Source organism: Rhizobium sp. WW22 (assembly GCF_047041135.1).
In the GTDB taxonomy this organism is placed as follows: Bacteria; Pseudomonadota; Alphaproteobacteria; order Rhizobiales; family Rhizobiaceae; genus Rhizobium.
The window spans coordinates 315,199-340,686 of the sequence record NZ_CP178198.1; the positions used below are offsets into that span (position 1 = coordinate 315,199).

At 59.9% G+C, this 25,488-nt stretch carries 19 protein-coding genes and 1 pseudogene; 14 read left to right on the forward strand and 6 right to left on the reverse strand.

The window, feature by feature from the left end; genetic code table 11:
- Positions 1-94 precede the first annotated feature (94 nt).
- Positions 95-1,393 carry an NAD(P)/FAD-dependent oxidoreductase gene (locus ACK83U_RS01650; protein ID WP_112608307.1) on the reverse strand — a complete coding sequence of 433 codons (1,299 nt, stop codon included), beginning with the start codon at positions 1,391-1,393 and terminating at the stop codon, positions 95-97.
- 11 nt (positions 1,394-1,404) lie between these two features.
- A complete protein-coding gene (locus tag ACK83U_RS01655; RefSeq protein WP_112608305.1) occupies positions 1,405-2,841 on the reverse strand; it encodes a glutamine synthetase family protein in 1,437 nt (478 codons plus the stop codon).
- A 185-nt stretch (positions 2,842-3,026) separates the two neighbouring features.
- Between ACK83U_RS01655 and ACK83U_RS01660 the strand changes: the two genes are divergently transcribed.
- The 4 genes from ACK83U_RS01660 to ACK83U_RS01675 all read left to right on the forward strand — a co-directional run bounded on the left by ACK83U_RS01660 (position 3,027) and on the right by ACK83U_RS01675 (position 7,915).
- A complete protein-coding gene (locus ACK83U_RS01660; protein ID WP_412474876.1) occupies positions 3,027-4,160 on the forward strand; it encodes an NAD(P)/FAD-dependent oxidoreductase in 1,134 nt (377 codons plus the stop codon).
- 72 nt (positions 4,161-4,232) lie between these two features.
- On the forward strand, positions 4,233-4,745 hold the full coding sequence (locus ACK83U_RS01665) for an ankyrin repeat domain-containing protein (protein WP_112608331.1): 513 nt from the start codon (positions 4,233-4,235) through the stop codon (positions 4,743-4,745).
- Between the two features lie 165 nt (positions 4,746-4,910).
- Positions 4,911-5,054 carry a hypothetical protein gene (locus ACK83U_RS01670; RefSeq protein ID WP_181476150.1) on the forward strand — a complete coding sequence of 48 codons (144 nt, stop codon included), beginning with the start codon at positions 4,911-4,913 and terminating at the stop codon, positions 5,052-5,054.
- Positions 5,055-5,374: 320 nt separating this feature from the next.
- A complete protein-coding gene (locus tag ACK83U_RS01675) occupies positions 5,375-7,915 on the forward strand; it encodes a methyl-accepting chemotaxis protein (RefSeq protein WP_112608301.1) in 2,541 nt (846 codons plus the stop codon).
- Here ACK83U_RS01675 and ACK83U_RS01680 read toward each other — a convergent pair.
- Positions 7,888-8,148 carry a hypothetical protein gene (locus tag ACK83U_RS01680; RefSeq protein WP_112335327.1) on the reverse strand — a complete coding sequence of 87 codons (261 nt, stop codon included), beginning with the start codon at positions 8,146-8,148 and terminating at the stop codon, positions 7,888-7,890. The two genes, ACK83U_RS01675 and ACK83U_RS01680, sit on opposite strands and share 28 nt — an antisense overlap.
- An 88-nt stretch (positions 8,149-8,236) precedes the next feature.
- Here ACK83U_RS01680 and ACK83U_RS01685 point away from each other — a divergent pair, with 88 nt between their 5' ends.
- The gene (locus ACK83U_RS01685) at positions 8,237-9,109 is read left to right on the forward strand and encodes a LysR family transcriptional regulator (RefSeq protein WP_112608299.1); all 873 of its coding nucleotides are present in this window, start codon (positions 8,237-8,239) and stop codon (positions 9,107-9,109) included.
- A 37-nt stretch (positions 9,110-9,146) separates the two neighbouring features.
- Here ACK83U_RS01685 and ACK83U_RS01690 read toward each other — a convergent pair whose 3' ends face one another.
- Entirely contained in the window at positions 9,147-10,145 is a 999-nt protein-coding gene (locus ACK83U_RS01690; RefSeq protein ID WP_112409912.1) for an aldo/keto reductase, read from the reverse strand.
- A 325-nt stretch (positions 10,146-10,470) separates the two neighbouring features.
- Here ACK83U_RS01690 and ACK83U_RS01695 point away from each other — a divergent pair, with 325 nt between their 5' ends.
- The 4 genes and pseudogenes from ACK83U_RS01695 to ACK83U_RS01710 all read left to right on the forward strand — a co-directional run bounded on the left by ACK83U_RS01695 (position 10,471) and on the right by ACK83U_RS01710 (position 14,564).
- Positions 10,471-11,559, forward strand: a complete 1,089-nt coding sequence (locus ACK83U_RS01695) for a polyamine ABC transporter substrate-binding protein (RefSeq protein ID WP_246712063.1) — start codon at positions 10,471-10,473, stop codon at positions 11,557-11,559.
- Between the two features lie 130 nt (positions 11,560-11,689).
- Positions 11,690-12,831, forward strand: a pseudogene (locus ACK83U_RS01700) (ABC transporter ATP-binding protein).
- Between the two features lie 2 nt (positions 12,832-12,833).
- A complete protein-coding gene (locus ACK83U_RS01705; protein WP_112608293.1) occupies positions 12,834-13,745 on the forward strand; it encodes an ABC transporter permease subunit in 912 nt (303 codons plus the stop codon).
- Positions 13,746-13,748: 3 nt separating this feature from the next.
- Positions 13,749-14,564, forward strand: coding sequence for an ABC transporter permease subunit (locus ACK83U_RS01710; RefSeq protein WP_112398702.1), 816 nt, complete (start codon positions 13,749-13,751; stop codon positions 14,562-14,564).
- Positions 14,565-14,591: 27 nt separating this feature from the next.
- Here the strand turns inward: ACK83U_RS01710 and ACK83U_RS01715 are convergent, their stop codons facing one another.
- Positions 14,592-16,487 (reverse strand): AsmA family protein, encoded by a 1,896-nt coding sequence (locus tag ACK83U_RS01715; protein ID WP_112608329.1) that lies wholly within the window; start codon positions 16,485-16,487, stop codon positions 14,592-14,594.
- Positions 16,488-16,651: 164 nt separating this feature from the next.
- On the opposite strand from ACK83U_RS01715, the gene ACK83U_RS01720 reads away from it, so the two are divergent.
- Complete coding sequence (locus ACK83U_RS01720) at positions 16,652-18,604, forward strand: acetoacetate--CoA ligase (protein WP_112608291.1); 1,953 nt, start codon at positions 16,652-16,654, stop codon at positions 18,602-18,604.
- Positions 18,605-18,960: 356 nt separating this feature from the next.
- Positions 18,961-20,877, forward strand: a complete 1,917-nt coding sequence (locus ACK83U_RS01725) for a DEAD/DEAH box helicase (protein ID WP_112608327.1) — start codon at positions 18,961-18,963, stop codon at positions 20,875-20,877.
- 88 nt (positions 20,878-20,965) lie between these two features.
- On the opposite strand, the gene ACK83U_RS01730 is transcribed toward ACK83U_RS01725, so the two are convergent.
- Positions 20,966-21,988: a class I SAM-dependent methyltransferase gene (locus ACK83U_RS01730; RefSeq protein WP_112608289.1), complete on the reverse strand. Its 1,023-nt coding sequence runs from the start codon at positions 21,986-21,988 to the stop codon at positions 20,966-20,968.
- Between the two features lie 358 nt (positions 21,989-22,346).
- Between ACK83U_RS01730 and ACK83U_RS01735 the strand changes: the two genes are divergently transcribed.
- The 3 genes from ACK83U_RS01735 to ACK83U_RS01745 all read left to right on the forward strand — a co-directional run bounded on the left by ACK83U_RS01735 (position 22,347) and on the right by ACK83U_RS01745 (position 25,478).
- On the forward strand, positions 22,347-23,159 hold the full coding sequence (locus ACK83U_RS01735; protein WP_112608287.1) for a sulfurtransferase/chromate resistance protein: 813 nt from the start codon (positions 22,347-22,349) through the stop codon (positions 23,157-23,159).
- 6 nt (positions 23,160-23,165) lie between these two features.
- Positions 23,166-24,569 (forward strand): chromate efflux transporter, encoded by a 1,404-nt coding sequence (chrA, locus tag ACK83U_RS01740; protein WP_112608285.1) that lies wholly within the window; start codon positions 23,166-23,168, stop codon positions 24,567-24,569.
- A gap of 207 nt (positions 24,570-24,776) precedes the next feature.
- Positions 24,777-25,478 carry a Type 1 glutamine amidotransferase-like domain-containing protein gene (locus tag ACK83U_RS01745; RefSeq protein WP_112608283.1) on the forward strand — a complete coding sequence of 234 codons (702 nt, stop codon included), beginning with the start codon at positions 24,777-24,779 and terminating at the stop codon, positions 25,476-25,478.
- Positions 25,479-25,488 lie beyond the last annotated feature (10 nt).

The following is a 25,488-nucleotide window of genomic DNA, read 5'->3' on the forward strand; positions in this document are numbered from 1 at the left end:
AATCTAATCGATTTAAAAAGGCCAGTGTGCATCGCAAAAATCAGATGCGGCTTTTTAGAGCGGATTGCCGGCGGAAGAAATCATCCTCCGGTTTTCAAAACCTGTCGCGCAACGCAAACCACGAGAGCGCCAGGAACAGCAGAGGCGCCCGCATGCGCGCACCGCCGGGGAAGGGCGGTATGTTCAACTCTCTGAAGAGATGAAGTTCATCCGCATTCCCGAGAACCGTTTTCGCATAGAGTTTACCGCAATAATTTGACAGCATCACCCCATGGCCGGAATAGCCGCCGATGGAAGTGACGCCAGGCATGACCTCGCGCACGAAGGGCTGGCGCGGCATGGTGATGCCGACCGAGCCGCCCCAGGCATAATCGATGCTGATATCGCCGAGAGCCGGATAGATTTCGGTGATTTGCCGGCGGATGTGCTGCGTTATGTCGCGCGGATTGTCCGCCGTATAGGCCTCGCGCCCGCCGAAGAGCAGGCGTCCATCCTTGGATTTGCGGAAATAGCGCACGACGAATCGCGAATCGGCGACGGCCTCGTTACCAGGCAGTACCGCCGGAAAGCGGTCGAGCGGTTCGGTCGCGCCGATGAAGGAGCGGATCGGCATGACGTGACTTGCCGTCACCGGCTCCAGATTGCCGATATAGCCATTGCAGGCGATCAGCACCCGGTCGGCTATGATCTCGCCGCCATCCGTTTCGATGATCGTCTTGCCGCCGAATTGCCGGAAGCCCTTCGCCCTGGTCATTTCGAAGAGAGACGCACCGGCCTCTGCCGCGACGCGGGCAAGGCCGATGAGCAGTTTCAGGGGATGGATATGACCCGTGCCCATATCCCGAACGCCATAGAGATAGAACGACGAACCCAGCCGCTCCTGGGTTTCGGCCTCATCCATGAACGTCATGTGCGGATAGCCATAGCGGGTCGCTGCGATCTCCGCACTGTCCACATGGTCACGCTTGTCGCTGCGCTTGTGCGTGACATTCATCTGGCCGGGCAGGAAATCCATGTCGATGCCATGCTCGGCGGAGAAATCGAGAAGATGCCGCTTGGCGTCCTCGGCCAGATCGAACAGGGCCTTCGACCGCTCATAGCCGATCTTCTCTTCCATCTCTTCCGGCCACCAGCGCTGGCCGGTGCCGAGCTGTCCGCCATTGCGGCCGGAGGCGCCGTCGCCGAAGCGGTTGGCATCGATCAGCACGACCTCCGCGCCACCTTTGGCAAGATTGTAGGCGGCCTGAAGACCGGTATAGCCGCCACCGATAATCGCGACATCCGCGCGGCGCGAGCCGTCGAGCTTCGGATAGCTCGCACGCGGGCCGACGGTCGCTTGGTAGAAGGAAAGGCCGGGCGCGATCGGGCTTTGCCATGTTTCCTGGAGCGTCATGGGCGCCTCCTTCACACGTTGAGCAGAAGGAATTCCCGCTCCCACGGGCTGATCACCTGCATGAAGGTTTCAAATTCACCCCGCTTGACGCCGGCATAGATGTCGATGAAGTCCTTGCCGAGCACCTCCTCGAAGGCCGGCTCGCCCTCAAGCAGCGCAATGGCTTCCAGAAGGCCGCGCGGCAGGTCGATCGAGCCTTCATTGGCCGAATCCTCGGTCGGCGCGGTGGGCTCCACCTTTTTCATGATGCCGAGCAGGCCGGAGGCGAGCGAGGCGGCGAGCGCCAGATAGGGATTGGCATCGGAGCTCGGCAACCGGTTCTCGACGCGGCGGGCCTGCGGATCGGAAACGGGAACGCGGAAGGCCGTGGTGCGGTTGTCGTAGCCCCAGGCATTGTTGACCGGGCAGGACATGTTCGGCGCCAGCCGGCGATAGGAATTCACATAGGGCGCGAGCATGGCGAGCGCATTCGGAACATAGCGCTGCATGCCGCCGATGAAATGAAAGAACTCCTGCGAAGGGCTGCCGTCCGGATTGGTGAAGACGTTCTTACCGGTCTCGATGTTCACGACCGACTGATGGATATGCATCGCCGAGCCGGCCTGGCTCTGCATCGGCTTGGCCATGAAGGTCGCGTAAATTCCGTGCTTCAGCGCCGCCTCGCGAATGGTGCGCTTGAACATGAACACCTGGTCGGCAAGTTCGATCGGGTCGCCATGGCGCAGGTTGATCTCGAGCTGCGCCGGACCCTCTTCATGGATCAGCGTATCGATCTCAAGACCCTGCTTCTCGGAGAAGTGATAGATATCATCGATCAGTTCGTCGAACTCGTTGATGCCGGCGATCGAATAGCCCTGTCCGCCGAGGATCGAGCGGCCGGAGCGGCCCTTCGGCGGGTGCAGCGGATAGTCCGGATCGTCATTCTTGGCGACGAGATAGAACTCGATTTCCGGCGCCACCACCGGCTTCCACCCGCGCTCGCGATAGAGCCCCATGATCCGCTTCAGCAGATTGCGCGGCGTGTAGGACACCGCATGTCCTTCGGAATTGACGATATCGCAGATCACCTGCGCCGTCGGATCGCTCTCCCAGGGCACGACCGAAAGCGTCGAAAGGTCCGGCACCAGCTTCAGATCGCTGTCGCGCGGTTCGTAGCGGAAGCTTTCGGTCTCCTCCGGATACTCGCCGGAAATCGTATGGCGATAGATCGCCGAGGGCAGTGCCAGCGACGTATTGGAGGTGAATTTCGAGGTCGGCATCATCTTGCCGCGCGGCACGCCGGCGAGATCCGGCGTGATGCATTCTATGTCCTCGATCCCGCGTGCCCGCAGCCATTGCGCCGCTTCCTTCCAGTTTGCTACGCCGCGTGCCGATCTCAGAGAAGGAGGTACTGTAGGGGCTTTCGAGACGGGTATGGAAGCTTTCAGCGGGGTCTTTCTCGCGGGCATAAAACACCGTATTTGGGTTGATCGACGACTGCATCATAACTGCAGTTTGCCAATTGGCGAGGGGGAAAACCGCTCGGACTTTCGCCGTATGATGGAAAAGTGACGAGAGCGCGCGGCGAAGAATGAAGGGCTGAAGCGTGGCAGGCAGATATGATGTGATCGTCCTCGGTGCGGGCGCAGCAGGCATGATGTGCGCTATCCGCGCCGGCCGGCGCGGGCGGTCCGTCCTCGTGCTCGACCATGCTGCGGCGCCGGGCGAAAAGATCCGCATTTCCGGCGGCGGCCGCTGCAATTTCACCAACATCCATGCCGGCCCGAAGAACTTCCTGTCGGCCAATCCGCACTTCGCCAAATCGGCGCTCGCCCGTTTCACACCGCAGGATTTTATCGCCATGGTCGAACGCCATGGCATCGCCTGGCATGAGAAGACGCTCGGCCAGCTCTTCTGCGACAACAGCGCCAAGGACATCATCCGCATGCTGACCGACGAGGTGCGCGATGCGGGCGCGCAACTGCGGTTGCGGACGGAAATCGGCGATATCGATCAAACTGCCGGCGGCTATCGCCTCAGCACCTCGGAAGGCGCCTTCGAAGCATCCTCGCTTGTCGTCGCCACCGGTGGCAAGTCGATCCCAAAGATGGGCGCCACTGGCTTTGCCTATCGCATCGCCGAGCAATTCGGCCTGCCTTTGGTCGAAACCCGGCCGGGCCTCGTGCCACTAACCCTCGATCCACAATTGCTTCAGCGGTTGGCACCGCTTTCGGGCATCGCCGCGCCCGCGGAGATCCGCCACGACAAGACGGCGTTCCGCGAGGCCCTGCTCTTTACCCATCGCGGCCTCAGCGGCCCCGCCATCCTGCAGATCTCCTCCTATTGGCGGGAAGGCGAGGAGATCATGGTCGTGATCGAGCCCGATATCGATGTCTTTGCGCTTCTCAAGAAAGCCAAGCAGATGAATGGCCGACAATCGGCGCAGACCGCTCTTGCGGAAATCCTGCCGAAGCGGCTGGCCCAGTATGTCGTCGATAGCGAAGGCATCTATGGCAACATGGCCGATCAATCCGACAAGCGCCTGCAGCAGCTCGCGGCAGCGATGCAGTCATGGAGCGTCAAACCCTCGGGCTCCGAAGGTTATCGCACGGCGGAGGTGACGCTCGGCGGCATCGATACAGCTTGCCTCGATTCGCGGACGATGCAGGTAAAGACCATTCCCGGTCTGTTCTTCATCGGCGAATGCGTCGATGTGACCGGTTGGCTCGGCGGCTACAATTTCCAATGGGCATGGGCTTCCGGGCATGTCGCCGGCGAGGCGGCCTGAATTGACCTTGCCAACAGGCCGCGAAACGGGCAAAGAGCATCTCCAGCGCGAAAATACTCAATGGAGACAATCATGACGTTTAAGGCTCTGATATTCCGCGGCACAGTTCTTTCAGGTATCGTTACGGCCGTGGCGATGCCACTTGGCATGCTTGCCGTCACGGTGTCCGACGCGAGCGCTGCTTCTGCGCAATGCAAGAAGCTGGATCCGAACGGTCAGGATGCGGGCGGCGATACGAATTTCGCCATTGCGATCCGCGACAAGAAAGGCGATGTCGTCAAGAAGATGCTGGCATGCGGCGCCAAGCTGGACATGAAGACGACAGAGGGCTGGTATCCGCTCCATACCGCGGCCTATTACGGTCCTCCCGAAATGATTGATTTGCTGGTTTCCAAGGGCGCCGACGTCAACGCGCCCGGCGATTACGATGGCTGGACACCGTTGCACATGGCGAGCCAGCAGGATGATCCGGCCGTCGTCAAGGCATTGTTGAAGAATGGCGCCGACAAGACCATCAAGTCTGCTTCCGGCAAGACGGCTGCGGAAACGGCGACGGATCCTGCTATCGCGGCATTGTTGAAGTAGCGCGCTTCGGCCACAATTCCCGCATCTATTACGGTTAGCCGCAAGGCTTGCGGCTAACATCTGGTTTTCACGTTTTCTTTTCCTACATTTCTGTTTTGTATATTGCCTGTTGCGAAAACGGCCTTTTGCCGGTTATCGTGTCAGTGCGAAAATGGGAATATACTCATGAACAGAACACATCGTCGTGCTCGCGCCATTGCAATCGCTCAAACCCGTGACAATGCCAAGCTTCTGGCGGCAAGACTACTGATGTTGGCGACTGGCGCTACGGCCGCTTGCATCGCCTACCTCGCCATCCGCGGCTTCTGATTAAAGCCGCCCCCATTGTTCCTGGCCGCCATCGAGCGGCGGCGCTGCCTCGCGCATATAGATAGGCTTCATCGCCCGCTTTTCAGCGTTTGGTTGTGTGACGGTGGCCGCATTGCATCTTTATCTGAAAATTAATTAATCACCCACACAATCTCACTCGATTTCTTGGGGCGCTCTACCGCAAGCTGGAGCCGAAGCAATGATTGCTTCCTGACTTATACTCAGGAACCCCGCCTGCGGATATTTCAAGAACGATGGTTATACATCCGGTCAGCGCCGAGGCGGCGTCGACGGGGGAGCGGTGTGAGGTCTGGGCCAAAATGTTCATTGACAAGATATTGTCGCGTTTCAACATCAGGACCAAGGTTCTGATATTCGTCCTGCCGTTCGTCATCAGCATTTCTGCCGTGGGCCTTACCGGGCTTTATGCGTCGGGCCTGCTTCAGGGACGTATGGAGATTTCCAACAGCGTCCTGCAGTCCTTGACCGGGTTCAAGAACCTGTATGGTTCCATGGATGATTTCCTGCGCATCACCAACACTCGCCAGCGCGACAAGCTCTATGAAGACATCAAGTCGCAGCAGAGCGTGCTCAATTCGACGCTGAGTCAGCTCGCTCCGGAGGCGGAGGGCCGCGACAACCTCACCGAAGCGACGACAAAGACCGCCGACATGTCCAACCTCGTCGGCAGGCTGTGGTCGCTGCACGAACAGGAACTGTCCCTGCGCAAGACGATTGACGACGGCCAGCGCGCCCTGATCAGCGCCCGCTTTAACGTCAATTTCAACAGCCAGCAGCTTGAAGACCAGATGCGCAAGGATCAGGCTGATGCGACCTCGACCCTGCGCTCGGCCGATCGGTTGCTGAAAGGCGGCGACCTGCTGGTTGCCGTGGCGCAAGACTTCAATAATGCGGCGACGCCGGCTGACAAGGTCAAGCTTCTCAAGGATCGTCTGCCGGATCTGAACAAGGCGCAGCGGTCGATCGACCTCGCATTGCCGCAGAACCAGAAGAGCGTCGTCCAGTCGCTGACGGGCACAATCAAGGATCTCGCCGCCTTTACTGAAAGCACCGATGCTCCCACCGATGACACGATCACCAATATCGGCCGGCTGCTCTCGCGCTTCCGCCAGACCTCGACCTACACGCAGCTGACGGCGACGCAAATGATGCGCCAGGCGACCACGACCTTCGTGTCCCTCGACGCCCGCGTCGCACAGACCAATTCGGTTCTGCAGGACACGCGCCGCCTGCAGGATTCCATCTATTCCCTGCAGCTCGTACTGGCGGATTTCAACGCCAATACCAACAAGGACAATCTCGTCCGCCTGCGTCAAGAAGTCTCCAAACTCGGCGGCGATATTGATACGCTGAACCAGAGCGCCAAGAGCATGGATTTTGCGGGCGACATCGACTCGGCCATTCGTCCGGCAATCAAATCGATGGATGACGCCGGCGGCAAGCTGGTCGATACGATCAACCAGCGGATCGCCGAATATGCCGGCGCCCGTCAGCAGCTCGATCAGGTCTGGGGCCAGCTCACCGCCTTCGCCGAGACGCAGAAGCAGAGCGCCGGCAGCGAGCGCAACCAGGCAAATTCAATATCCATCCTGGCAACCGCACTCGGCATCATCCTCTCCATTGCCGGCGGCATCGCGCTCGTCCTGACCCTGCAGCGACCGATCGGCCAGATCACCGCCGCCATGCGCCGCATTGCCGACGGTTTGCTCGAAACTTCGATCTCCGGCGAGCAGCGCCGCGACGAAATCGGCGATATGGCCCGAGCCCTCGGCATCTTCAAGGAAAACGCTATCTCGAAGATCCGTATCGAGGAACAGAGCGACGAGGAGCGTGCGGCCGCAGAGCACGAACGTCAGCGCAACGACGCCGAAAAGCGCGAGCTCGACCGGCAGATCGACTATGCCGTCAGCGAGCTTGCTGCCGGCCTCGAGCGCCTTGCCCAAGGCGATATTTCGGCAACGATCGAAACGCCGTTCATTGGCCGTCTCGAACAGCTTCGCCAGGATTTCAACAGTTCGCTATCGCGCCTGCAGCAGACGCTGAGCCAGGTGCGCGACAATGTCGAGATGATTCAGAGCAACGGCAACCAGATGGCTGCTTCTGCCGAGGCTCTGTCGAAGCGCACCGAGCAGCAGGCGGCGTCTCTCGAGCAGACGGCCGCGGCCGTTGACGAGATCACGGTCACCGTCCGTTCGTCTGCCGAGCGTGCCAAGGATGCGGATGCCATCGTGCGCGAAGCCAAGCGCAGCGCCGATGACAGCTCTGTCGTCGTCGGCAACGCCATCGACGCGATGACCCGGATCGAAGATGCATCCCGCAAGATCGAGCAGATCATCGGCGTCATCGACGAGATCGCTTTCCAGACTAATCTCCTGGCGCTCAATGCCGGCATCGAAGCTGCCCGTGCCGGCGACGCCGGTAAAGGTTTCGCCGTGGTCGCCATGGAGGTGCGCGAGCTGGCACAGCGCTCGGCCGCTGCCGCCAAGGAGATCAAGGGTCTCATCAACAAGTCGACCGAGGAGGTCAGTTCCGGTTCGCAGTTCGTGCAGGAGGCCGGTTCGGTACTCGCGCAGATCAGCAGCCAGATCGTGACGATCAGCCAGCATGTGGAAATGATCGCCCGTGCCAGCCACGATCAGGCAAGCGCCCTGCAGGAGGTCAATTCGTCGGTCAATCACATGGACCAGATGACGCAGCAGAATGCCGGCATGGTTGAAGAAACTACCGCCGCCAGCCGGGAGCTGGCCGCCGAGGCCGATGCTTTGCTGCACCTCATTCAGCAGTTCAAGATCGAGGCTGGTTACAGCGCGAATTACATGCGCGAGCAGGCGGCAGCCTGACTGCAGCCATCATTGCCACTGCTGGCGGATCGGCCGATTTCCGGCCGGTCCGCCTTTTTCATTGCCTTGCGCCGGATGCCCGAAGCGACAAATATGCGCTCAATCCATATGAAGAGCCGCGGCAGTTCGAGCCCGTAGTCGAGGTAGAATAGATCCTCGTCGCAGCGCCATTGCTCTTCGCGCGCCAGGCTCTGTATTTCTATGGCTTTCGCCAGGGCCATGCTGTCTATCATGGGATGTCTCCTTCCTGTGAGGCATCCCTTCAACTACACATCCGAATTTTCTTTATAAACAGCCATGATCGTCTTATGTTTTTCAATTATGAAAAACTCGTCGTGGGATTCGTATCAGCTTTTTCTCGATGTGGCCCGCGGCGGCGGCTTGACGGGCGCGGTCCCTTCAAGCGGTCTCAGCCCGGCAACGATCGGTCGGCGCATGTTGGAACTTGAAGCGCAGATCGGCCGGCCGCTCTTCGAGCGCAGCCAGGCGGGCTACACGCTGACCGGCGACGGTCAGACGCTGTTCGATCAACTGCTGGAGATGGAGGCGGCCGCTCGCAAGGTCGATAGCTGGCAGCGCGATGCCCAGGGCACGTCCGTGGTCCGCATCGCTGCCGGCACTTGGGTCGGCTGGCTGCTCAGCCAAAATATGCCGACGATCTGTTCGGAGCGGGACGGCTTCCGCATCGATCTGCATCTCGGCGAGCGCCGCGCCAGCCTCGCCCATCGCGAGAGCGATATCGGCATCCGTGCCTTCGAGCCGGAAGAGACCAATCTCGCCGCCATCAAGATCGGGGATGTCGCGTATGCCGCCTATCAAGCCCGCAATATGCGCTTTGTCGGCCCGGAGCGCTGGATCGCGGTGGCGGAGGAGGAAGCGATCTCGGCCTATCTGCGCTGGCCGCATCAGAATAGACGCGAGGAAATCGCCTTCACGGTCAGCCGCCCGCGCTCACTGCACGATCTGGTGCTCGCCGGATCCGGCATTGCTGTTTTGCCCTGTTTCGTCGGAGATCAGGAGCCGCGGCTGGAGCGGGTCGGCGAGGAAGTCCACGAGCTGCGCCACCGGCAATGGATCGTCATGAACAATGCCGACCGCCATCGCCGGGAAATCCGCACCGTGGTCGACCGCATGACCAAATTGCTGAAAAGCCATGCCGAACTCTTTGCCGGCAAGCGCCCGACTTATCTGTGAAAGAGCCAACGGCAATTGACCGCCGGTTCGTGCTTCTTCAACGGGCCGCGTCGCCCCAGCGATATTCGACAGTGGCTTCGTCAAGCTTGGTTTTGAGCTCCGGATCGAGCTGCAGATCGATGGCGGCCAACGTGTCCGTCAGTTGTTCAGGACGGCTGGCGCCGATGATGGCTGAGGTGATGACCGGATTGGCCGCAACCCAGGCGACGGCAAGCTTAGTAAGCGATTGCCCGGCCTCTTCGGCAATGCCGCGGAGCTTCTCGATGGTCGCGAATTCGCGCTCGTGCCAATAACGCTGCAGATAGTTGCTGCCGGCGCTGCGAAGCTGTGCACTGAAGCGGCCTTCTGTCGGCGCGACATCATGCTTGTGCTTGCCGGTAAGGAGGCCGCCGGCGATCGGGTTATAGGGGATGACGGCGAGACGCTGTTCTTCGGCAAGCGGCAGCAGTTCGCGCTCGATCTGGCGGAACAAGAGATTGTAGCGCGGCTGCACCGAGACGAAGCGGGCGGTGCGCAGGAAATCGGCGCGGCCGAGCGCCAGTGCCAGCCGGTAGGCGAGGAAATTCGACACGCCGACATAGCGAGCCTTGCCCGAGCGCACGATGACGTCGAGCGCCTCCAGCGTCTCGTCGATCGGCGTTTCGCGATCGTCCGAATGCAGCTGGTAAAGGTCGACATAATCGGTGCCGAGCCGCCGCAGCGAAGCGTCGATGGCGTCGAGGAGATGCTTGCGCGACGCACCCTGATCCCAGGGAGACGGGCCGACCTTTCCGACGGCTTTGGTCGCGACGATGAAACGGTCGCGCTTGCCCTTCAGCCAGCGCCCGACGATCTCTTCGGTGCGGCCGGCAAGCTGCTCGCCGCCGCCGAGCGGGTAGACATCGGCCGTGTCGATGAAGTTGACCCCGGCATCTGCCGCCTTGTCGAGAATGGCATGGGCGATATCTTCCTGCTCGATCTGCAGGCCGAAGGTCATCGTGCCAAGGCAAAGACGCGAGACGCTAAGACCGGTATTGCCGAATTTCTGATACTGCATGATGAACCCCTGCTGATGGGTTTGAGTTTGCCCGCTGAGCGGGGCGGCGAAACAGGTTTGAAAATGTTCGCGAGCGAGAACGTCGCAATGTTAGCAAAGCCGGCTTCCGTGTTCACGCGTGAAGCAGGCCTTGAGTTCACGATTGCGTGCGAACGGCAGCCATTTGCAGAGCGCTCGATCGTTTTTGGGTAAAAAAGCTAAAGCGCGCGCTGACCCGCCTTTTTCCCTTGTCGCCTTTCGATTTCCTTTCTAGTCTAACGGGAAAAACAGAGGGTTGGGCATCGGCTGGATGCCCTTGAACAAAACAGGAGAGACTATGAAGTCCATGTTCGCACGGCTTGCAGCAACGGCTTTTGCGGTCGTTTCGCTGGCGACGGTCGCTCAGGCGGAAGACAAGGTCGTCAATATCTACAATTGGTCCGATTACATCGACAACTCAATCCTGGCGGATTTCACCAAGGAAACCGGCATCAAGGTCGTCTACGACACCTTCGACCAGAACGAGACGCTGGAAACCAAACTGCTGGCCGGCAAGACCGGCTACGACATTGTCGTGCCGACGGCTTACTTCCTGCAGCGCCAGATCAAGGCCGGGGTCTTCCAGAAGCTCGACAAGTCCAAGCTGCCGAATATCTCCAACATGTGGGATACGGTGCAGAAGCGCATTGCGACCTACGATCCCGGCAACCAGTACGCCATCGACTACATGTGGGGCACGAGCGGTGTCGGCTATAATGTCGACAAAGTGAAGCAGATCCTCGGCACGGACGATGCGCCTGATATCAACGTGATCTTCGATCCGAAGCTCGCCGCCAAGTTCAAGGATTGCGGCATCTACGTGCTTGATTCCCCGACCGACGTCATTCCGGCCGCGCTGCGCTATCTGGGCCTCGACCCGAATTCGACCAAGCAGGAAGACTTCAAGAAGGCCGAGGATCTCCTGACCGCGATCCGTCCTTTCGTTCGCAAGTTCCACTCCTCCGAATATATCAATGCGCTTGCCAATGGCGATATCTGCCTGGCGTTTGGCTATTCCGGCGACGTGCTGCAGGCCCGCAATCGTGCCGCCGAGGCGAAGAACGGCGTTAACATCGCCTATTCGATCCCGACAAAGGGCGCGCAGATGTGGTTCGACGTCATGGCGATCCCCGCCGATGCGCCGCATGTCGAGGAGGCGCATATTTTCCTCAACTATATCATGAAGCCTGAGGTCATCGCCAAGGCGAGCAATTTCACTTCCTATGCCAACGGCAACAAGGCGTCGCAGCAGTTCGTGAGCAAGGATGTACTGGAAGATCCGTCCGTTTATCCGACCGACGCAGTTCGCGAGAAACTGTACACGCTGACCCCTTGGGACTCTAAAACGCAGCGCGTCGCGACGCGCTTGTGGACAAAGGTCACGACAGGCCAATAAATCGAAGCGGCCCGGACGGCAACGTCCGGGCCTTTCCTTATGAGGACAATGCCGGAAATCACGAGCGCGCCGGGATGGGGAAGAGCCGGCGCGACGAGCGCCCGTAGGGGCATCCATTTGGGGATAGATAATGAAGTCACTCGGTAATATCCGGCGTTCCTTTGCTCCTTGGACCGATCCTTCGGCCAAACCTTACATTTCCTTCAAGAACGTGACGAAGAAGTTCGGTGATTTCACCGCCGTCGATAACCTCTCCCTGAATATCTACAATCGTGAATTCTTCGCTCTTCTCGGCGCATCGGGCTGCGGCAAGTCCACGCTTTTGCGCATGCTGGCGGGCTTCGAGCAGCCGACAACGGGCGAAATCGTGCTCGATGGGCAAGATCTTGCCGGCACGCCGCCCTATCGCCGCCCCGTCAATATGATGTTCCAGTCCTACGCGCTGTTTCCCCATATGTCGGTGGAAAAGAACATCGCCTTCGGCCTGCGCCAGGATGGCATGCCGAAGTCCGAGATCGACGATCGCGTCGGGCAGATGCTGAAGCTCGTCAAGCTGGAGCAGTTCGCCAAGCGCAAGCCGAACCAGCTCTCCGGCGGTCAACGCCAGCGCGTGGCTCTGGCCCGCTCGCTTGCGAAACGGCCTAAGGTGCTGCTGCTCGATGAACCCCTTGGCGCGCTCGACAAGAAGCTGCGCGAGGAAACCCAGTTCGAGCTCATGGATCTGCAGCAGAGCCTGGGATTGACCTTCGTCGTCGTCACCCACGACCAGGAAGAGGCGATGACCATGGCCGACCGTATCGCGGTCATGAGTCACGGCAAGGTCGTGCAGGTGGGACGCCGGCCGAGATATACGAGGCGCCCAACTGCCGCTTCGTCGCCGACTTTATCGGCGATGTGAACATCCTCGACGGCAATGTTACCTCGGCACAATCTGGCATCGTTGAGATAGCAGTCGAATCGGGCTTCACGGTGCGCACGGCTTCCGGCGACATACCATCGGCTGGAAGCCGCGCCAGTCTCGCCATCCGCCCGGAAAAGCTTCGGGTTTCGCCGCGTCCGCCGGCCAATGCCTCGGTCAATGCGGCAGAAGGCGAGATCTGGGACATCGCCTATCTCGGCGACATGACCGTTTTCCACGTTAAGCTGAAGAGCGGGCAAGTGGTCAAGGCCTCGTCGCTGAACGCAGTCCGCGCCGTGGAAGAGCCCTTCGCCTACGACCAGAACGTCTGGATCTCCTTCGATGAAAATGCCGGCGTCTTGTTGAAGGATTGATTATGAAAGCGCTCGGCTCCTCTATCTATCAGCGCCTCGTCATCATCGTTCCCTATGCCTGGTTGCTGCTCTTCTTTCTCGCGCCCTTCCTCATCGTCTTCCGCATCTCGCTGTCGACGAAGGCCCTGTCGGTGCCACCCTATGATCCGTCCTTCGCTTGGACCGACAGTTTCGGCGACTGGTGGGACAAGCTGCAAACCATGTCATTCGACAATTACATATGGCTTGCCGGCGATCCGCTCTACATGAACGCCTATATCGAGAGCCTGCAGATTGCCGGTATCTCGACGCTCCTGACGCTGATCATCGCCTATCCGATCGCCTATGGCATGGCGCAGGCGCCTCGCACGATTCGGCCGACGCTGCTGATGTTGGTCATCCTGCCCTTCTGGACGAGTTTCCTCATCCGCGTCTATGCCTGGATGTCGATCCTGAGCACGACGGGCCTCCTGAACCAACTGCTGATGGCGCTCGGCATCATTCATGAGCCGCTTGTCATCCTGAACACCAATACCGCCGTCTATATCGGCATGGTCTATTCCTACCTGCCCTTCATGGTGCTGCCGCTTTATTCCGCGCTGGAAAAGATGGACGGCACGCTGATCGAGGCAGCGCAGGATCTCGGCTGCACGCCGATCGGCGCCTTCTGGCGCGTCACCTTTCCGCTTTCGCTTCCCGGGGTCATCGCCGGCTGCATGCTGGTCTTCATTCCCGCCGTCGGCGAATTCGTCATCCCCGATCTGCTCGGCGGATCGCAAACCCTGATGATCGGCAAGGTGCTGTGGACGGAATTCTACAGCAACACCGACTGGCCGCTGGCATCGGCGGTGGCGACCATCCTGCTTCTGGTGCTCGTGATTCCGATCGTCTTCTTCCAGCATTTCCAGGCTAAGGCCGATGAGAAGGGGAGATAACAAATGATCCGCTGGTCCCGCTTCAACATCGTCTCGGTCACGCTCGGCCTGGCCTTCCTCTACCTGCCGATCCTGCTGCTGGTGATCTACTCCTTCAACAGCTCGCGCCTCGTTACAGTCTGGGGCGGCTTCTCGACGCAATGGTACGTTCATCTTTTCAGCAATGATACGATGCTGAATGCCGCGTGGCTGACGGTGCGCATCGCGCTGCTCTCGGCGACGATTGCAACGGTGCTCGGCACCTTCGCGGCGATTACCCTTGTGCGCTACACGCGTTTCCGCGGCCGCATCCTGTTTTCGGGAATGATCTACGCGCCGCTGGTCATGCCTGACGTCATCACCGGCCTGTCGCTGCTGCTGCTCTTCGTGACGTCGGGCGTCGATCGCGGATTCTGGACGATCGTGATGGCGCATACGACGCTGACCATGTGCTTCGTCGCCGTCGTCGTGCAGTCCCGCTTGCTCACCTTCGATCGTTCCATCGAGGAAGCGGCGCTGGATCTCGGCGCACCGCCGGTGCGCACCTTCTTCGAGGTGACGCTGCCGATCATCGCGCCGGCCGTCTTCTCCGGCTGGGTGTTGGCGCTGACCTTGTCGCTCGACGATCTGGTGATTGCGACTTTCGCCTCCGGTGCCGGCGCCAAGACTCTGCCGATGCTGATCTACAGCCAGGTAAAGCTTGGCGTGACGCCGGAAATCAACGCCATCTGTACCATCCTGATCGGCGTGGTCGCCGTCGGGGTCATCTGCACTTCTATCGTGACGAAACGTCGCGAGGTTCAGCGACAAAGGGATGAGCACGCCGCTGCAGCAGCTTGAAGTGCTGCAGGCAAACGGCGCGAAGAACTATGGCTGTTGTATCGGCTTTTGCAGAAGCGTTGCGACCGGCGAAATCACCGGGTTCGGCCAACTGCCGCCAATGAAGAAGGGCAGCATCGGCAATTCGTCGGCATCGGATGGTGAGGTCGCCTCGATCGCTCCGGAGAGGGCCAGCCCGTTGGTGCGGAACGGAACCACGCCGTTGAAGGTGATCGTTTCGTTGCGGCCCGTAACGGTTGCGTTCTGTACCTCGGCGGAGCCTTTGGCAAAACTTGCATCCGCGTTGATGCTGTCGAAGTCGAAAGACGAGTCGGCGATGTCGCTCATCCGGAAGAATGCCTTCTGGGCGGCAAGCGTCCGGAAGGTAGCGAGATTGAATTGGCGAAACGACCCTGCCGACGAAGCGAAGTGCAGCGTGCCGGCGACGTCGCTGAGCGTGGCAACCCAGATCGGCTTCGAGGTGCTGAGCGAAAGATCCAAGGACGCTGATGAAGGCATCGGCAACGGGCCGATCAGCTTCAGTCGCGTGAAGAGCCCACCGAAATCGGCGTTGCGAATCGATATCTGCAATTTGCCGCCGCCGTCGAAATCGCCCGGCGCGACCTCAAGATGCGCCGTCAGGGAACCGTTTTCGAAGCCGCTGTCGCCTATGTCGAATTTCGCCTTGCCGCCTAACACCAGCAAGCTGGCGCCGATATCATCGAACTGGAAGGGGCCGAGAGCCGCCTTGTTCGATGACAGCCGCAGGTCGAGGTCGAGCCGCTGCAGCGGGTTGCCATTCAGCAGCGCATCGATGGCGGTTTCAGCCGCAAGGCGCATGGAGAAGGCGGCCAGGAAGGGATTGAGGTTCATCTGGTCGAAGGCCAGCGTGCCGGAAATCTTCGGTTTGCCCGCTTTCGTGTAGTTCAGGTCCATGATGCCGGAGGCAGCGGAATCGTTGACTTTGAAGCTCAGATTGTTGAAGCGCAGGCCGTTTTCGATCGCCGCGATGTTGGCGGTGAGCGAGATATTCTTGAGGGCGTCTGCTGCCGGCAGGCGCTGACCGCTCCAGGCGATGAAGGAGGGAACGTTCGGCACGTTCAGATCCAGATTGCCCGAAAGCGCCGAAAAGTCAGCTATGCTGGTGATGCCCGTATAGGTCCAGTTGATCAGCGGCGAGACGAAGCTGGTCGTGGTGTTCACATTCTTGCCGGCGAAGAAGAGCAGGGGTTGCGGCGAATCGAAATTCAGCTTGATGTCCTGACCGTTGAAGCGGGCAAGGATGACGGCGCTCAGCGACTGGGAAAGTCGTGGCCATGCGATGTCGGCGTTGACGGCGTTGAGCTTATAGATATTCCCGCTGCGCTCGTCGGCCATCTCGATGCTGCCGTCCTCGATGGTCAGCATGCCGATGGCCGCATCCTGTTCCTTGCTCATCCGCATGCCGTCGCCGGAGGAGGCCCCGGCCTGCTCGATCGCCTTGGAAAGCCGGCCTTCGTTCGTCCAGTCGATCAGGCCATTCTCGTCGCGGCGGATGTAAAGGGTCGGGCGCAGGAAATGGAATTCGTGAAAATGCGCGTGCCCGCGGATCGCCGACCACAGCGAGAAATCCGCGGAGAGGCTATCGACGTGGCCGAGGACCTTGCCGTTCCTCGACGGTTCGCGGATGGTGACCTGGTTGAGCGTCACGCGTGGCGTCGGCCAGAAATCAAGTGTCGGGTCGCCTTCGATCTGGGCGCGATATCCCGTCCATTCCGAAAGTGCCTTCTCGATGCCGGAGCGCACCAGGCCGCTTGAAATCAGGAAAGGTGCGGTCGCTCTGAAGACAGCGAACACGATGAGGATCGTGAGAAGAATGATGCCGGTCGTGCGAGCAAAGGCAGGCAGCCAGCGCGAGGCCGAACGCATCGTCAACCGCCACTTGTTGTTTTTCGAAGCTCTCATGATCCCGAGGAGACTCTTGAACTGATAGGGATAGTCTGCCTGAGTTTGCCGGATATAGGAAATGTTTGCCCGATGCAAACGTCACGCACTGGCAATGCCCACAACACCATGTTTTATAATGCGCTGCAACATCGCTATATAGAGCGAAAAGCGGGGAGAGAAATATGCAGGATCAGCAGCCGCTCTGGACGCCGTCGGAGGAATTTCGCAACCAGAGCCCGATGTTTGCCTTCATGCAGGAGTGCAACCGCCGCTTCGGCCTCTCGCTGGCAGATTTTGCCGGCCTCCATGCCTGGTCTATCGCCGATCGAGAGAACTTCTGGTCGGCGGTATGGGATTTCTGCGCTGTGAAGGGCAAGCGCGGTGAGCGGGCGCTGATCCATGGCGATGTCATGCTGGATGCCCGCTTCTTTCCCGATGCCGAGCTGAACTTCGCCGAAAACCTATTGTCGCGAAGCGGCGAGGGCGATGCGCTGGTCTTCTGGGGCGAGGACAAGGTGCGCAATCGCTGGTCATGGGACCGGCTGGCCGCGATGGTATCTCGCCTGCAGCAGGCCTACCGCGCCGAGGGCATCGGCAAGGGAGACCGCGTGGCGGCCATGATGCCGAACATGCCGGAAACCATTGCCTGCATGCTGGCGGCCGCGTCGATCGGCGCGATCTGGTCCTCCTGTTCGCCGGATTTCGGCGAGCAGGGTGTCATGGATCGTTTCGGCCAGATCGAACCGAAGCTCTTCATCGCCTGCAGTGGCTATTGGTATGGCGGCAAGCTGCAGGATGTTACTGCCAAGGTCAGCGCCATCGCTCAGCGCCTGAAAGCGCCCACCGTCATCGTGCCCTATGCCGGCAATGCCGAGGCGGTCGTGGCGGCAACGCCGGGCGCGCGAACCCTCAACGATCTGGTCGCCCCCTTCGAGGCGAAAGCGGTCGAGTTTGAGCCCGTCTCCTTCTCCCATCCGCTCTTCATCCTGTTTTCCTCGGGCACGACGGGTGTCCCGAAGTGCATCGTGCATTCGACCGGCGGCGCGCTGCTGCAGCTCCTCAAGGAACATCGCCTGCATTGCGGCGTCGTGCCGGGCGAGAAGGTCTTCTACTTCACCACCTGCGGCTGGATGATGTGGAATTGGCTGGTGACCGGCCTTGCCGCCGGCGCGACGCTCTGCCTCTACGACGGATCGCCCTTCGCACCCGATGGCAACATTTTGTTCGACTATGCGCAGGAAGAGAAATTCGCGCTGTTCGGCACCTCGGCCAAATATATCGACGCCGTCCACAAGAGTGGCCTCACGCCGAAGATCTCGCACGATCTTTCGAGCCTGCGGCTGATGACCTCCACCGGCTCGCCGCTGTCGCCGGAGGGCTTCACCTTCGTCTATGAGGGCATCAAGGACGATGTCCAGCTCGCCTCCATTTCCGGCGGTACCGATATCGTCTCCTGCTTCGTGCTCGGCAACCCTCTGCAAGCGGTCTGGCGCGGCGAAATCCAGGGGCCGGGCCTTGGCCTCGCCGTCGATGTCTGGAACGACGAAGGCAAGCCGGTGCGCGGCGAGAAGGGCGAGCTCGTCTGCACCAAGGCCTTCCCCTCCATGCCGGTCATGTTCTGGAATGATCCCGAGCGTGCCAAATATCGCGCCGCCTATTTCGAGCGCTTCGACAATATCTGGTGCCACGGCGATTTCGCGGAGTGGACAGAGCATGGCGGCCTCATCATTCACGGCCGCTCCGACGCCACGCTCAATCCCGGCGGCGTGCGCATCGGCACGGCCGAGATTTACAATCAGGTCGAGCAGATTCCCGAGGTTCTGGAGGCGCTCTGCATCGGTCAGGATTGGGACGATGACGTCCGCGTGGTGCTTTTCGTCCGCCTTGCCGCCGGCGTCGCCCTGACCGAAGACCTGGTCAAGGCGATGAAAACCCGCATCCGCACCGGCGCCTCGCCGCGCCATGTGCCGGCCAAGATCATCGCGGTTACGGATATCCCCCGCACGAAATCCGGCAAGATCGTCGAGCTAGCGGTACGCGAGGTGGTGCATGGCCGTCCGGTCAAGAACAAGGAAGCGCTCGCCAATCCGGAAGCGCTCGATCTCTTCGCCGGGCTGGAAGAACTCAAAAGTTAAGGTGGGCCTTAAAACTGAGGGGCAAACGATGACCATCGTTTGCTAACCTCGCGTTAAGAAAGCTTGGTCAAAAGTAAAGGCCAACTTGAGACCGTTCGCATGAGCTGGAGCGGATTGGAGCCACTATCGGCTCTCGAGACATGAAGTTCCCCGACTCGAGCTGGCTTTTCGACAGCATAAACTTCAAAGGCAGCGCGATTCGCTGCCTTTTTTTCGTTTCGCCCGGCACGAAAACGCGTCTGCTCTGTACATTGCCGCCTTGAGCAAGTATGTGCACGCGTGAAGAAGAGGTTCGCGACGTGCGAGCCACGATGATCGCCGCCTGATGGCGCGCGAAGAATTCCGAAAGACAGATGATGACTGAATTCGAAGGCATCGCTCCTGCGATTGCCCAGGCTTTGGCGAAGCGCGGTTACGAAACGCTGACGCCGGTGCAAAAGGCCATGCTCGATCCGGGCCTGGCCGGCAAGGATGCGCTTGTCTCGGCCCAGACCGGCTCGGGCAAGACGGTTGCCTTCGGCCTGGCGCTGGCGCCCGGCCTGCTTGACGGCGCGGAACGTTTCGGCCGCGCAGGTGCGCCGCTGGCGCTGGCGATTGCACCGACCCGCGAACTGGCGCTGCAGGTCCAGCGAGAGCTGGAATGGCTCTATGGGCTGACAGGCGCCACGATCGCCTCCTGCGTTGGCGGCATGGACATGCGCACGGAGCGCCGCACGCTCGAGCGCGGCGCCCACATCGTCGTCGGCACGCCGGGGCGTCTCTGCGATCACATCCGACGCAATTCGCTCGATATCTCCGAACTCAAGGCCGTCGTGCTCGACGAGGCCGACGAAATGCTCGATCTCGGTTTCCGCGAGGATCTGGAGTTCATTCTGGAATCCGCGCCGTCCGATCGTCGCACGCTGATGTTTTCCGCCACCGTGCCGCGTGCGATCGCCAAGCTCGCCGAAAACTATCAGCGCGATGCCGTCCGCATCGCGACCGCCTCTGAGGCCAAGCAGCATGTCGATATTGATTATCGCGCGCTGACCGTCGTGCCGAGCGACAGGGAAAACGCCATCATCAACGTGCTGCGCTATTATGAGGCGCGCAATGCCATCGTTTTCTGCTCGACGCGTGCTGCCGTCAATCACCTGACGGCTCGCTTCAACAATCGTGGCTTTTCGGTTGTTGCGCTCTCAGGCGAACTCAGCCAGAACGAGCGCACGCACGCCTTGCAAGCCATGCGCGACGGCCGCGCTCGTGTCTGCATCGCAACCGACGTCGCCGCCCGCGGCATCGATCTGCCGGGGCTGGAGCTGGTCATTCACGCCGATCTGCCGACCAATCCGGACACGCTGCTGCATCGCAGCGGCCGCACCGGCCGCGCCGGCAACAAGGGCGTCAGCGCCCTCATCGTGCCGCTCAGCGCCCGCCGCCGCACCGAACGCCTGTTGGAAGCTGCCCGCATCCGCGCCACCTGGGCAAAGCCGCCGTCAGCCGATGAAGTGAGCCAGCGCGACGATGAAAGGCTTCTTGCCGATCCGGTCTTTGAAGCGCCGCTTGCGGAAGACGAGGAGTCGATCGTCCGGCAGCTGTTGGAGCGCCACGGCGCCGAGCAGGTCGCCGCCGCATTCCTGCGGCAATACCGCGCCGGCCATTCCGCGCCCGAGGAATTGCAGGACGTGCCGGCCGAAGGCGAGCGCCGAAAGCCCCGCCGCGACGATTTCCCGGTCACGCCTCGCGATGAAGGCTCGTCTGCTGGACGCAACGACTTCACCGATGGTCTCTGGGTATCGCTCTCTGTCGGACGCAAGCAGAACGCCGAACCGCGCTGGCTGATCCCCATGCTCTGCCGCAACGGCAATCTGACCAAGCGCGACATCGGTGCCATCAAGATGCAGCCCGAGGAAACCTTCGTCGAGCTCTCGACGGAGAGTTTTGAGCGCTTCCTCGCGGCCATCGGCCCCGACAAGACGCTGGAGCGCGGCATCAGGGTCAAGCCGCTTGCCGGCATACCGGATTTCCAGACCAAGCGGGAAGGCGGCTTCGCAAAGAAGAAGCCCTTCGCTGAGAAGGGCGCCCGTTCGAATGACGGCCCGAAGCCGAAATGGAAGTCCGACCGCAAGCCGGAGCGGTCGAATGCAGGCGAGGGCGGCGTTTCCGAGCGTTCCGACAAGAAGCCCTGGGCGAAAAAGCCCGGAAAGCCGGGCTTCGCCAAGAACGACGGGCCGCCAGCAGGCAAGCCGAATTCGAGGGCCAAGCGCAAGGCCACGCGGGCTCAGGGAGAATAATCTCCGTCGCCGAGTTCAAGGGGGCGGCCGCCCCCTTGGCGCTATCTCCGCATCCCCCGGCAAGAGGAGGCTGCTATTCCGAGCACCGTTACTCGAAGAAGATCAAGCTTGCCGGCGATGGTGGTAGTGGCTTTACCCTCACATTATGAAAACCGGCACGCCTAGCCATCTCGGTCAGGCCCTTCTGCGTGTAGGCCTCGCCTTTTGGTGTACTGGCCAGCATCTCCCATGAGAAAGCGGCTGGGAAGGGCGGCGAGACGAGATCGTCGTCGGGCACGAAGTCCACCGCAACCACCTTGCCCTCGGCGCTCAGGCTACCTCGGCTCTTCCTAAGCAGTCCGGAGCAGGTTTCCAGGTCGAAGTGATGCAGGAAGTTCGGCAGCAGGATAAGATCATAGTCCGTGCCCCAGTCGACTTCGAATGCGCTGCCGGCAATGACCTTGTAGCGTTCGGCGACGCCAAATTGCTGCGCATTACGTTTGGCCAATTCCAGAACGGAGCCCCAATCGACCGCAACGATCTCGGCCGAAGGAAAAGCCTTCGCCATCTCGATTCCGAAAAGCCCGTGCCCTGCGGCGATATCGAGTATCTTCCTTGGCTGCATGGGCAAGTTGGCCATTTCGGTGGCGAGGCTGATCGCGCTGCCGCCAGTGAACGAGCCCATGCCGCGAGCAAATTTCACCCACACCGGATTATCCGGAGACATGTTTGCCAATCCAATGGACCCGCCGTTGCGGACATAGGAAGCCGGATTGTCCAGGATCTGCTTGAGGATCTCCGGGGCGGCCAGGAATTCGATGGCCCCGCCCATATAGGCTGGTGAATGCCGGTCGAGGAAAACTCGGCTGGATGGGGTCAGAGCGTATTGATTGCCTGTTTTCGTGAGAAAGCCGTTCACAACGAGATAGTCGCACAGAATGCGAACGCCTCTTTCATCTGCATTTGCTGCGGCCGCCACGGATGCTGCATTGCTGCCGACACCAATCAAGGTAAAAAGATCGAGTTCAATGGCGGCTACGATGGCGGCCGTCTTTCGGCACGCAAACATTGCATCGACCACTAGATTGGGCGAAACTTCGCCGACGTCTGCTTCTACTGCCGTCGATGACATTGGATCCCCCTTATGTGCCCAATGACCGACCGGAATAGTCGATCGTAAGGATGAACTATCTCACAAAAGGCGCCTGACTTTAAGTTTGTTATCGATAATACTGAAAAGATACATCAGATATTCTTGGCCTGCGGCGCGGGCGAAGTCGTCGTGGCAGAACTTCACGACAACCGAGACGTTACGGCCATCTGCAAGTGGCTGCCGAAGCCAAGAAAATGTTTGCCCGGTGCAGCAAGCGGTTATTCGGCTTGACATTTAAAGCGCGTCAGGCAGAAAATTGATCATGGGGCTGCGATCACCCCACGAGGCTACGGCTGAAGAATCGCGTCCGTGAAACCGAGCCAACGGAGGACGCGCTATGCCGTCATTTCTGGAAATTACACCCGACAAGCTCAATCGCATTATCGGCACGCCCAATTTGCCGACGATTATCGATGTCCGTAATGACGAGGATTTCGCTGCCGATCCCCATCTTGTTCCCAGTTCGATCCGTCGCGACTATCGACTAGTAGCCGACTGGGCGAACGAACTGGCGGGGCCCACCATCATTCTCTGTCAGAAAGGACAGAAACTCGCCCACGGAGTTGCTGCCCATCTGCGTGTGGTCGGAAAGGAGGCGGAGGTCCTCGAAGGCGGGTTCGAAGCGTGGCGCAGCGCGAAATACATGCTGGTCGCCGAGGAAAAGCTGCCTCCCCGCGATGCCAAGGGGCGGACGGTATGGGTAACGAGGGCACGGCCGAAGATCGATCGTATCGCTTGCCCATGGCTGATCCGACGCTTCATCGATCCGTCAGCGATCTTCCTGTTCGTTCCCGCAACCGAAGTTTCGGCCGTCGCCGATCGCTTCATGGCGACGGCATTCGATATCGAAGATGTTTTCTGGAGTCATCGCGGCGAGCTGTGCACCTTCGATGTCATGATCGAGGAATTCGGTCTCGGCACGGAACCTCTCCTTCATCTTGCAACCATCGTTCGCGGTGCCGATACCGCCCGGCCGGACCTGGCACCTGAAGTGCCGGGGCTGCTTGCGGCCTCGCTTGGGCTTTCGCGAATGTTCAACGACGACCTGCAGCAGTTGGAATCCGGCATGGCGCTTTACGATGCCTTCTATCGTTGGTGTCGTGATGCGACGGAAGAGACGCACAATTGGCCAAATCCGAGGAAGATGTAAGAGACTATGACCGACCTCGCAAAAAATGTAGCCGAGCGATCAAGCGCGGTTGATCGGGACATCGTTCCCCTCCATGAGGCCATTAAGGTCTGGACCCGCGTTGCTGCCCTGAGTTTCGGCGGACCGGCTGGGCAGATCGCCGTCATGCACCGTATCGTCGTCGACGAGAAGAAATGGGTGGGAGAGCACAGGTTCCTTCATGCCCTGAACTACTGCATGTTGCTGCCGGGTCCGGAAGCACATCAGCTTGCCATCTATATCGGCTGGCTGTTGAACAGGACCCTGGGTGGGATGATCGCCGGCATTCTGTTCGTCCTGCCAGGCTTCCTGGCAATTCTCGCGCTCAGTTATGTCTACGTCCTGTTCGGGAACCTGACTTTTATCGAAGGGATGTTCTTCGGGCTCAAATGCGCCGTGCTGGCGGTCGTCGTCCAGGCGGTCTTTCGCATCGGGAGCCGAGCCCTCAAGAGCAGGACTATGGTTGCTTTGGCCGCCGCTGCCTTCGTGGCGATCTTCTTCCTGCATGTTCCATTCCCCGTCATCATCGTTGGAGCCGGGATTATCGGCTACCTGGCCTCTCGGGCAGGGGTCGCCGCCTTCAAGATGGGCGGCGGGCACAAGTCGGGCTCGGGGACAATTCTGAAAGACAAGGACTCCGTTCTTGGCGAGGAGATCCCTTTGCACGCTCGACCAAACCTTGCCTGGTCTTTGAAGGCCTCGGGTCTGCTGGCCGCCGCATGGCTCATTCCGGTTGCGGCCCTCGTGATGACGCTCGGCCCCGACAATGTCTTTTCCAAAATCGCGATGTTCTTCAGCGAGATGGCAATCGTGACCTTTGGGGGCGCTTATGCCGTGCTGGCATATGTCGCACAGGAGGCCGTGCAGCAATTAGGCTGGCTGCGGCCGGGCGAGATGCTGGACGGTCTGGGGATGGCGGAAACGACCCCGGGACCGCTGATCATGGTTACGCAGTTCGTTGGTTTCCTGGCGGGTTATCGCAATCCCGGCACCCTTAGCCCCCTTGCGGCGGCGACCTTCGCTGCCATGCTGACAACATGGGTCACCTTTCTGCCAAGCTTCCTTTGGATTTTTGCAGGTGCGCCGTTCATCGAGAAGATGCGCGGCAATGTCGCGCTGACCGGCGCCATGTCTGCGATAACGGCAGCTGTAGTGGGCGTCATCCTCAATCTGGCGATTTGGTTCGGACTCCATGTGCTGTTCCGAGAGACCGCAAGCTTCACCTACGGCCCCTGGACGATGGATGTGCCCGTCCTTACCTCGCTTTCATTGCCCTCGCTGGTGCTGACCTTACTTGCCGCCATCGCCATATTTCGCCTGAAGATGTCGGTGATATCGACCTTATTGGCATCCGCAGCTTTGGGCGTTGGCTGGACTGTCTTCGTTTCTTGACGGAAGAAGTATTCGCGTCCTCAACCGCGCAAGGGCAGCCAAATGCCCATCAGCGTTACTGCCAACCCGACTAACATCGCCGTTTTAGCGCTCGACAGGTGCAAGTTCTGCAGATCGTGTTTGGAATGAAGACTGGCGGCAGTTTTAATAGTGCCCGTTTCGCCGCACACTGTGGAAGCCCCGATCGCCCTTCCGTTGGAATCTAGCATGGTCAATCTAGTCTTTTATAGTGATCAAATAATACCTGAGAACAGAAGAGTGGACCTCAAGCTTCTGTCAATGATGGCTGCTCTCAAATTGGGAAACCGGATCGGATACATTCCATCTGGCCCTGAACCGGACCGGCGCTTTTTTAACGACCGTAGGCAATATTATAATATCCACGGTATAGAGGTGTCGCTGTTCTATGATCCGGAAGGGTCGAGGGCTATCGAAGACAGAGAAGCGCTTTTCGCGTGCGATGGCATTCATCTGACGGGCGGTCACACTGCTGAATATCTACAGCGACTGCGACGAAGCGGGATGCTCTCGCTTCTGAGAGATTGGGCGCTCGGCGGCGGTGTTTTGATCGGGACCAGCGCCGGCGCCATTCTCATGACACCAACGATTGCCACCGACGCCCTATTCACAGATGAAATTCCGGAAGCTCTGGTCAAGGAAACGGCGCTCGACCTCGTGCCGTTCGAATTCTTTCCGCACCTGAACGAAAAGGCAAGCTATCTCAACGAGCTTATCCGTTACAGCAAGTTCACGAACCGACCAATTCTGGCGTGCAATGATGGGGATGGCATTGTCGTTTCGAACGGACGGGCGGATTGTATCGGAAAACCTGTTTGGATCGCAGACGGCGAGGTCAGGCACGCAAACGACATCACTCTCGACGGACTGGTCCTTTCGCAGGACTCCTAAAGCACTTTAG

Bases quoted from the DNA above. Each gene is read 5' to 3' on its own strand.
- ACK83U_RS01650 (WP_112608307.1), bottom strand. From the start codon at position 1,393: ATGACGCTCCAGGAAACATGGCAAAGCCCGATCGCGCCCGGCCTTTCC.
- ACK83U_RS01655 (WP_112608305.1), bottom strand. From the start codon at position 2,841: ATGCCCGCGAGAAAGACCCCGCTGAAAGCTTCCATACCCGTCTCGAAA.
- ACK83U_RS01660 (WP_412474876.1), top strand. From the start codon at position 3,027: ATGATGTGCGCTATCCGCGCCGGCCGGCGCGGGCGGTCCGTCCTCGTG.
- ACK83U_RS01665 (WP_112608331.1), top strand. From the start codon at position 4,233: ATGACGTTTAAGGCTCTGATATTCCGCGGCACAGTTCTTTCAGGTATC.
- ACK83U_RS01670 (WP_181476150.1), top strand. From the start codon at position 4,911: ATGAACAGAACACATCGTCGTGCTCGCGCCATTGCAATCGCTCAAACC.
- ACK83U_RS01675 (WP_112608301.1), top strand. From the start codon at position 5,375: ATGTTCATTGACAAGATATTGTCGCGTTTCAACATCAGGACCAAGGTT.
- ACK83U_RS01680 (WP_112335327.1), bottom strand. From the start codon at position 8,148: ATGATAGACAGCATGGCCCTGGCGAAAGCCATAGAAATACAGAGCCTG.
- ACK83U_RS01685 (WP_112608299.1), top strand. From the start codon at position 8,237: ATGAAAAACTCGTCGTGGGATTCGTATCAGCTTTTTCTCGATGTGGCC.
- ACK83U_RS01690 (WP_112409912.1), bottom strand. From the start codon at position 10,145: ATGCAGTATCAGAAATTCGGCAATACCGGTCTTAGCGTCTCGCGTCTT.
- ACK83U_RS01695 (WP_246712063.1), top strand. From the start codon at position 10,471: ATGTTCGCACGGCTTGCAGCAACGGCTTTTGCGGTCGTTTCGCTGGCG.
- ACK83U_RS01705 (WP_112608293.1), top strand. From the start codon at position 12,834: ATGAAAGCGCTCGGCTCCTCTATCTATCAGCGCCTCGTCATCATCGTT.
- ACK83U_RS01710 (WP_112398702.1), top strand. From the start codon at position 13,749: ATGATCCGCTGGTCCCGCTTCAACATCGTCTCGGTCACGCTCGGCCTG.
- ACK83U_RS01715 (WP_112608329.1), bottom strand. From the start codon at position 16,487: ATGAGAGCTTCGAAAAACAACAAGTGGCGGTTGACGATGCGTTCGGCC.
- ACK83U_RS01720 (WP_112608291.1), top strand. From the start codon at position 16,652: ATGCAGGATCAGCAGCCGCTCTGGACGCCGTCGGAGGAATTTCGCAAC.
- ACK83U_RS01725 (WP_112608327.1), top strand. From the start codon at position 18,961: ATGACTGAATTCGAAGGCATCGCTCCTGCGATTGCCCAGGCTTTGGCG.
- ACK83U_RS01730 (WP_112608289.1), bottom strand. From the start codon at position 21,988: ATGTCATCGACGGCAGTAGAAGCAGACGTCGGCGAAGTTTCGCCCAAT.
- ACK83U_RS01735 (WP_112608287.1), top strand. From the start codon at position 22,347: ATGCCGTCATTTCTGGAAATTACACCCGACAAGCTCAATCGCATTATC.
- chrA (WP_112608285.1), top strand. From the start codon at position 23,166: ATGACCGACCTCGCAAAAAATGTAGCCGAGCGATCAAGCGCGGTTGAT.
- ACK83U_RS01745 (WP_112608283.1), top strand. From the start codon at position 24,777: ATGGTCAATCTAGTCTTTTATAGTGATCAAATAATACCTGAGAACAGA.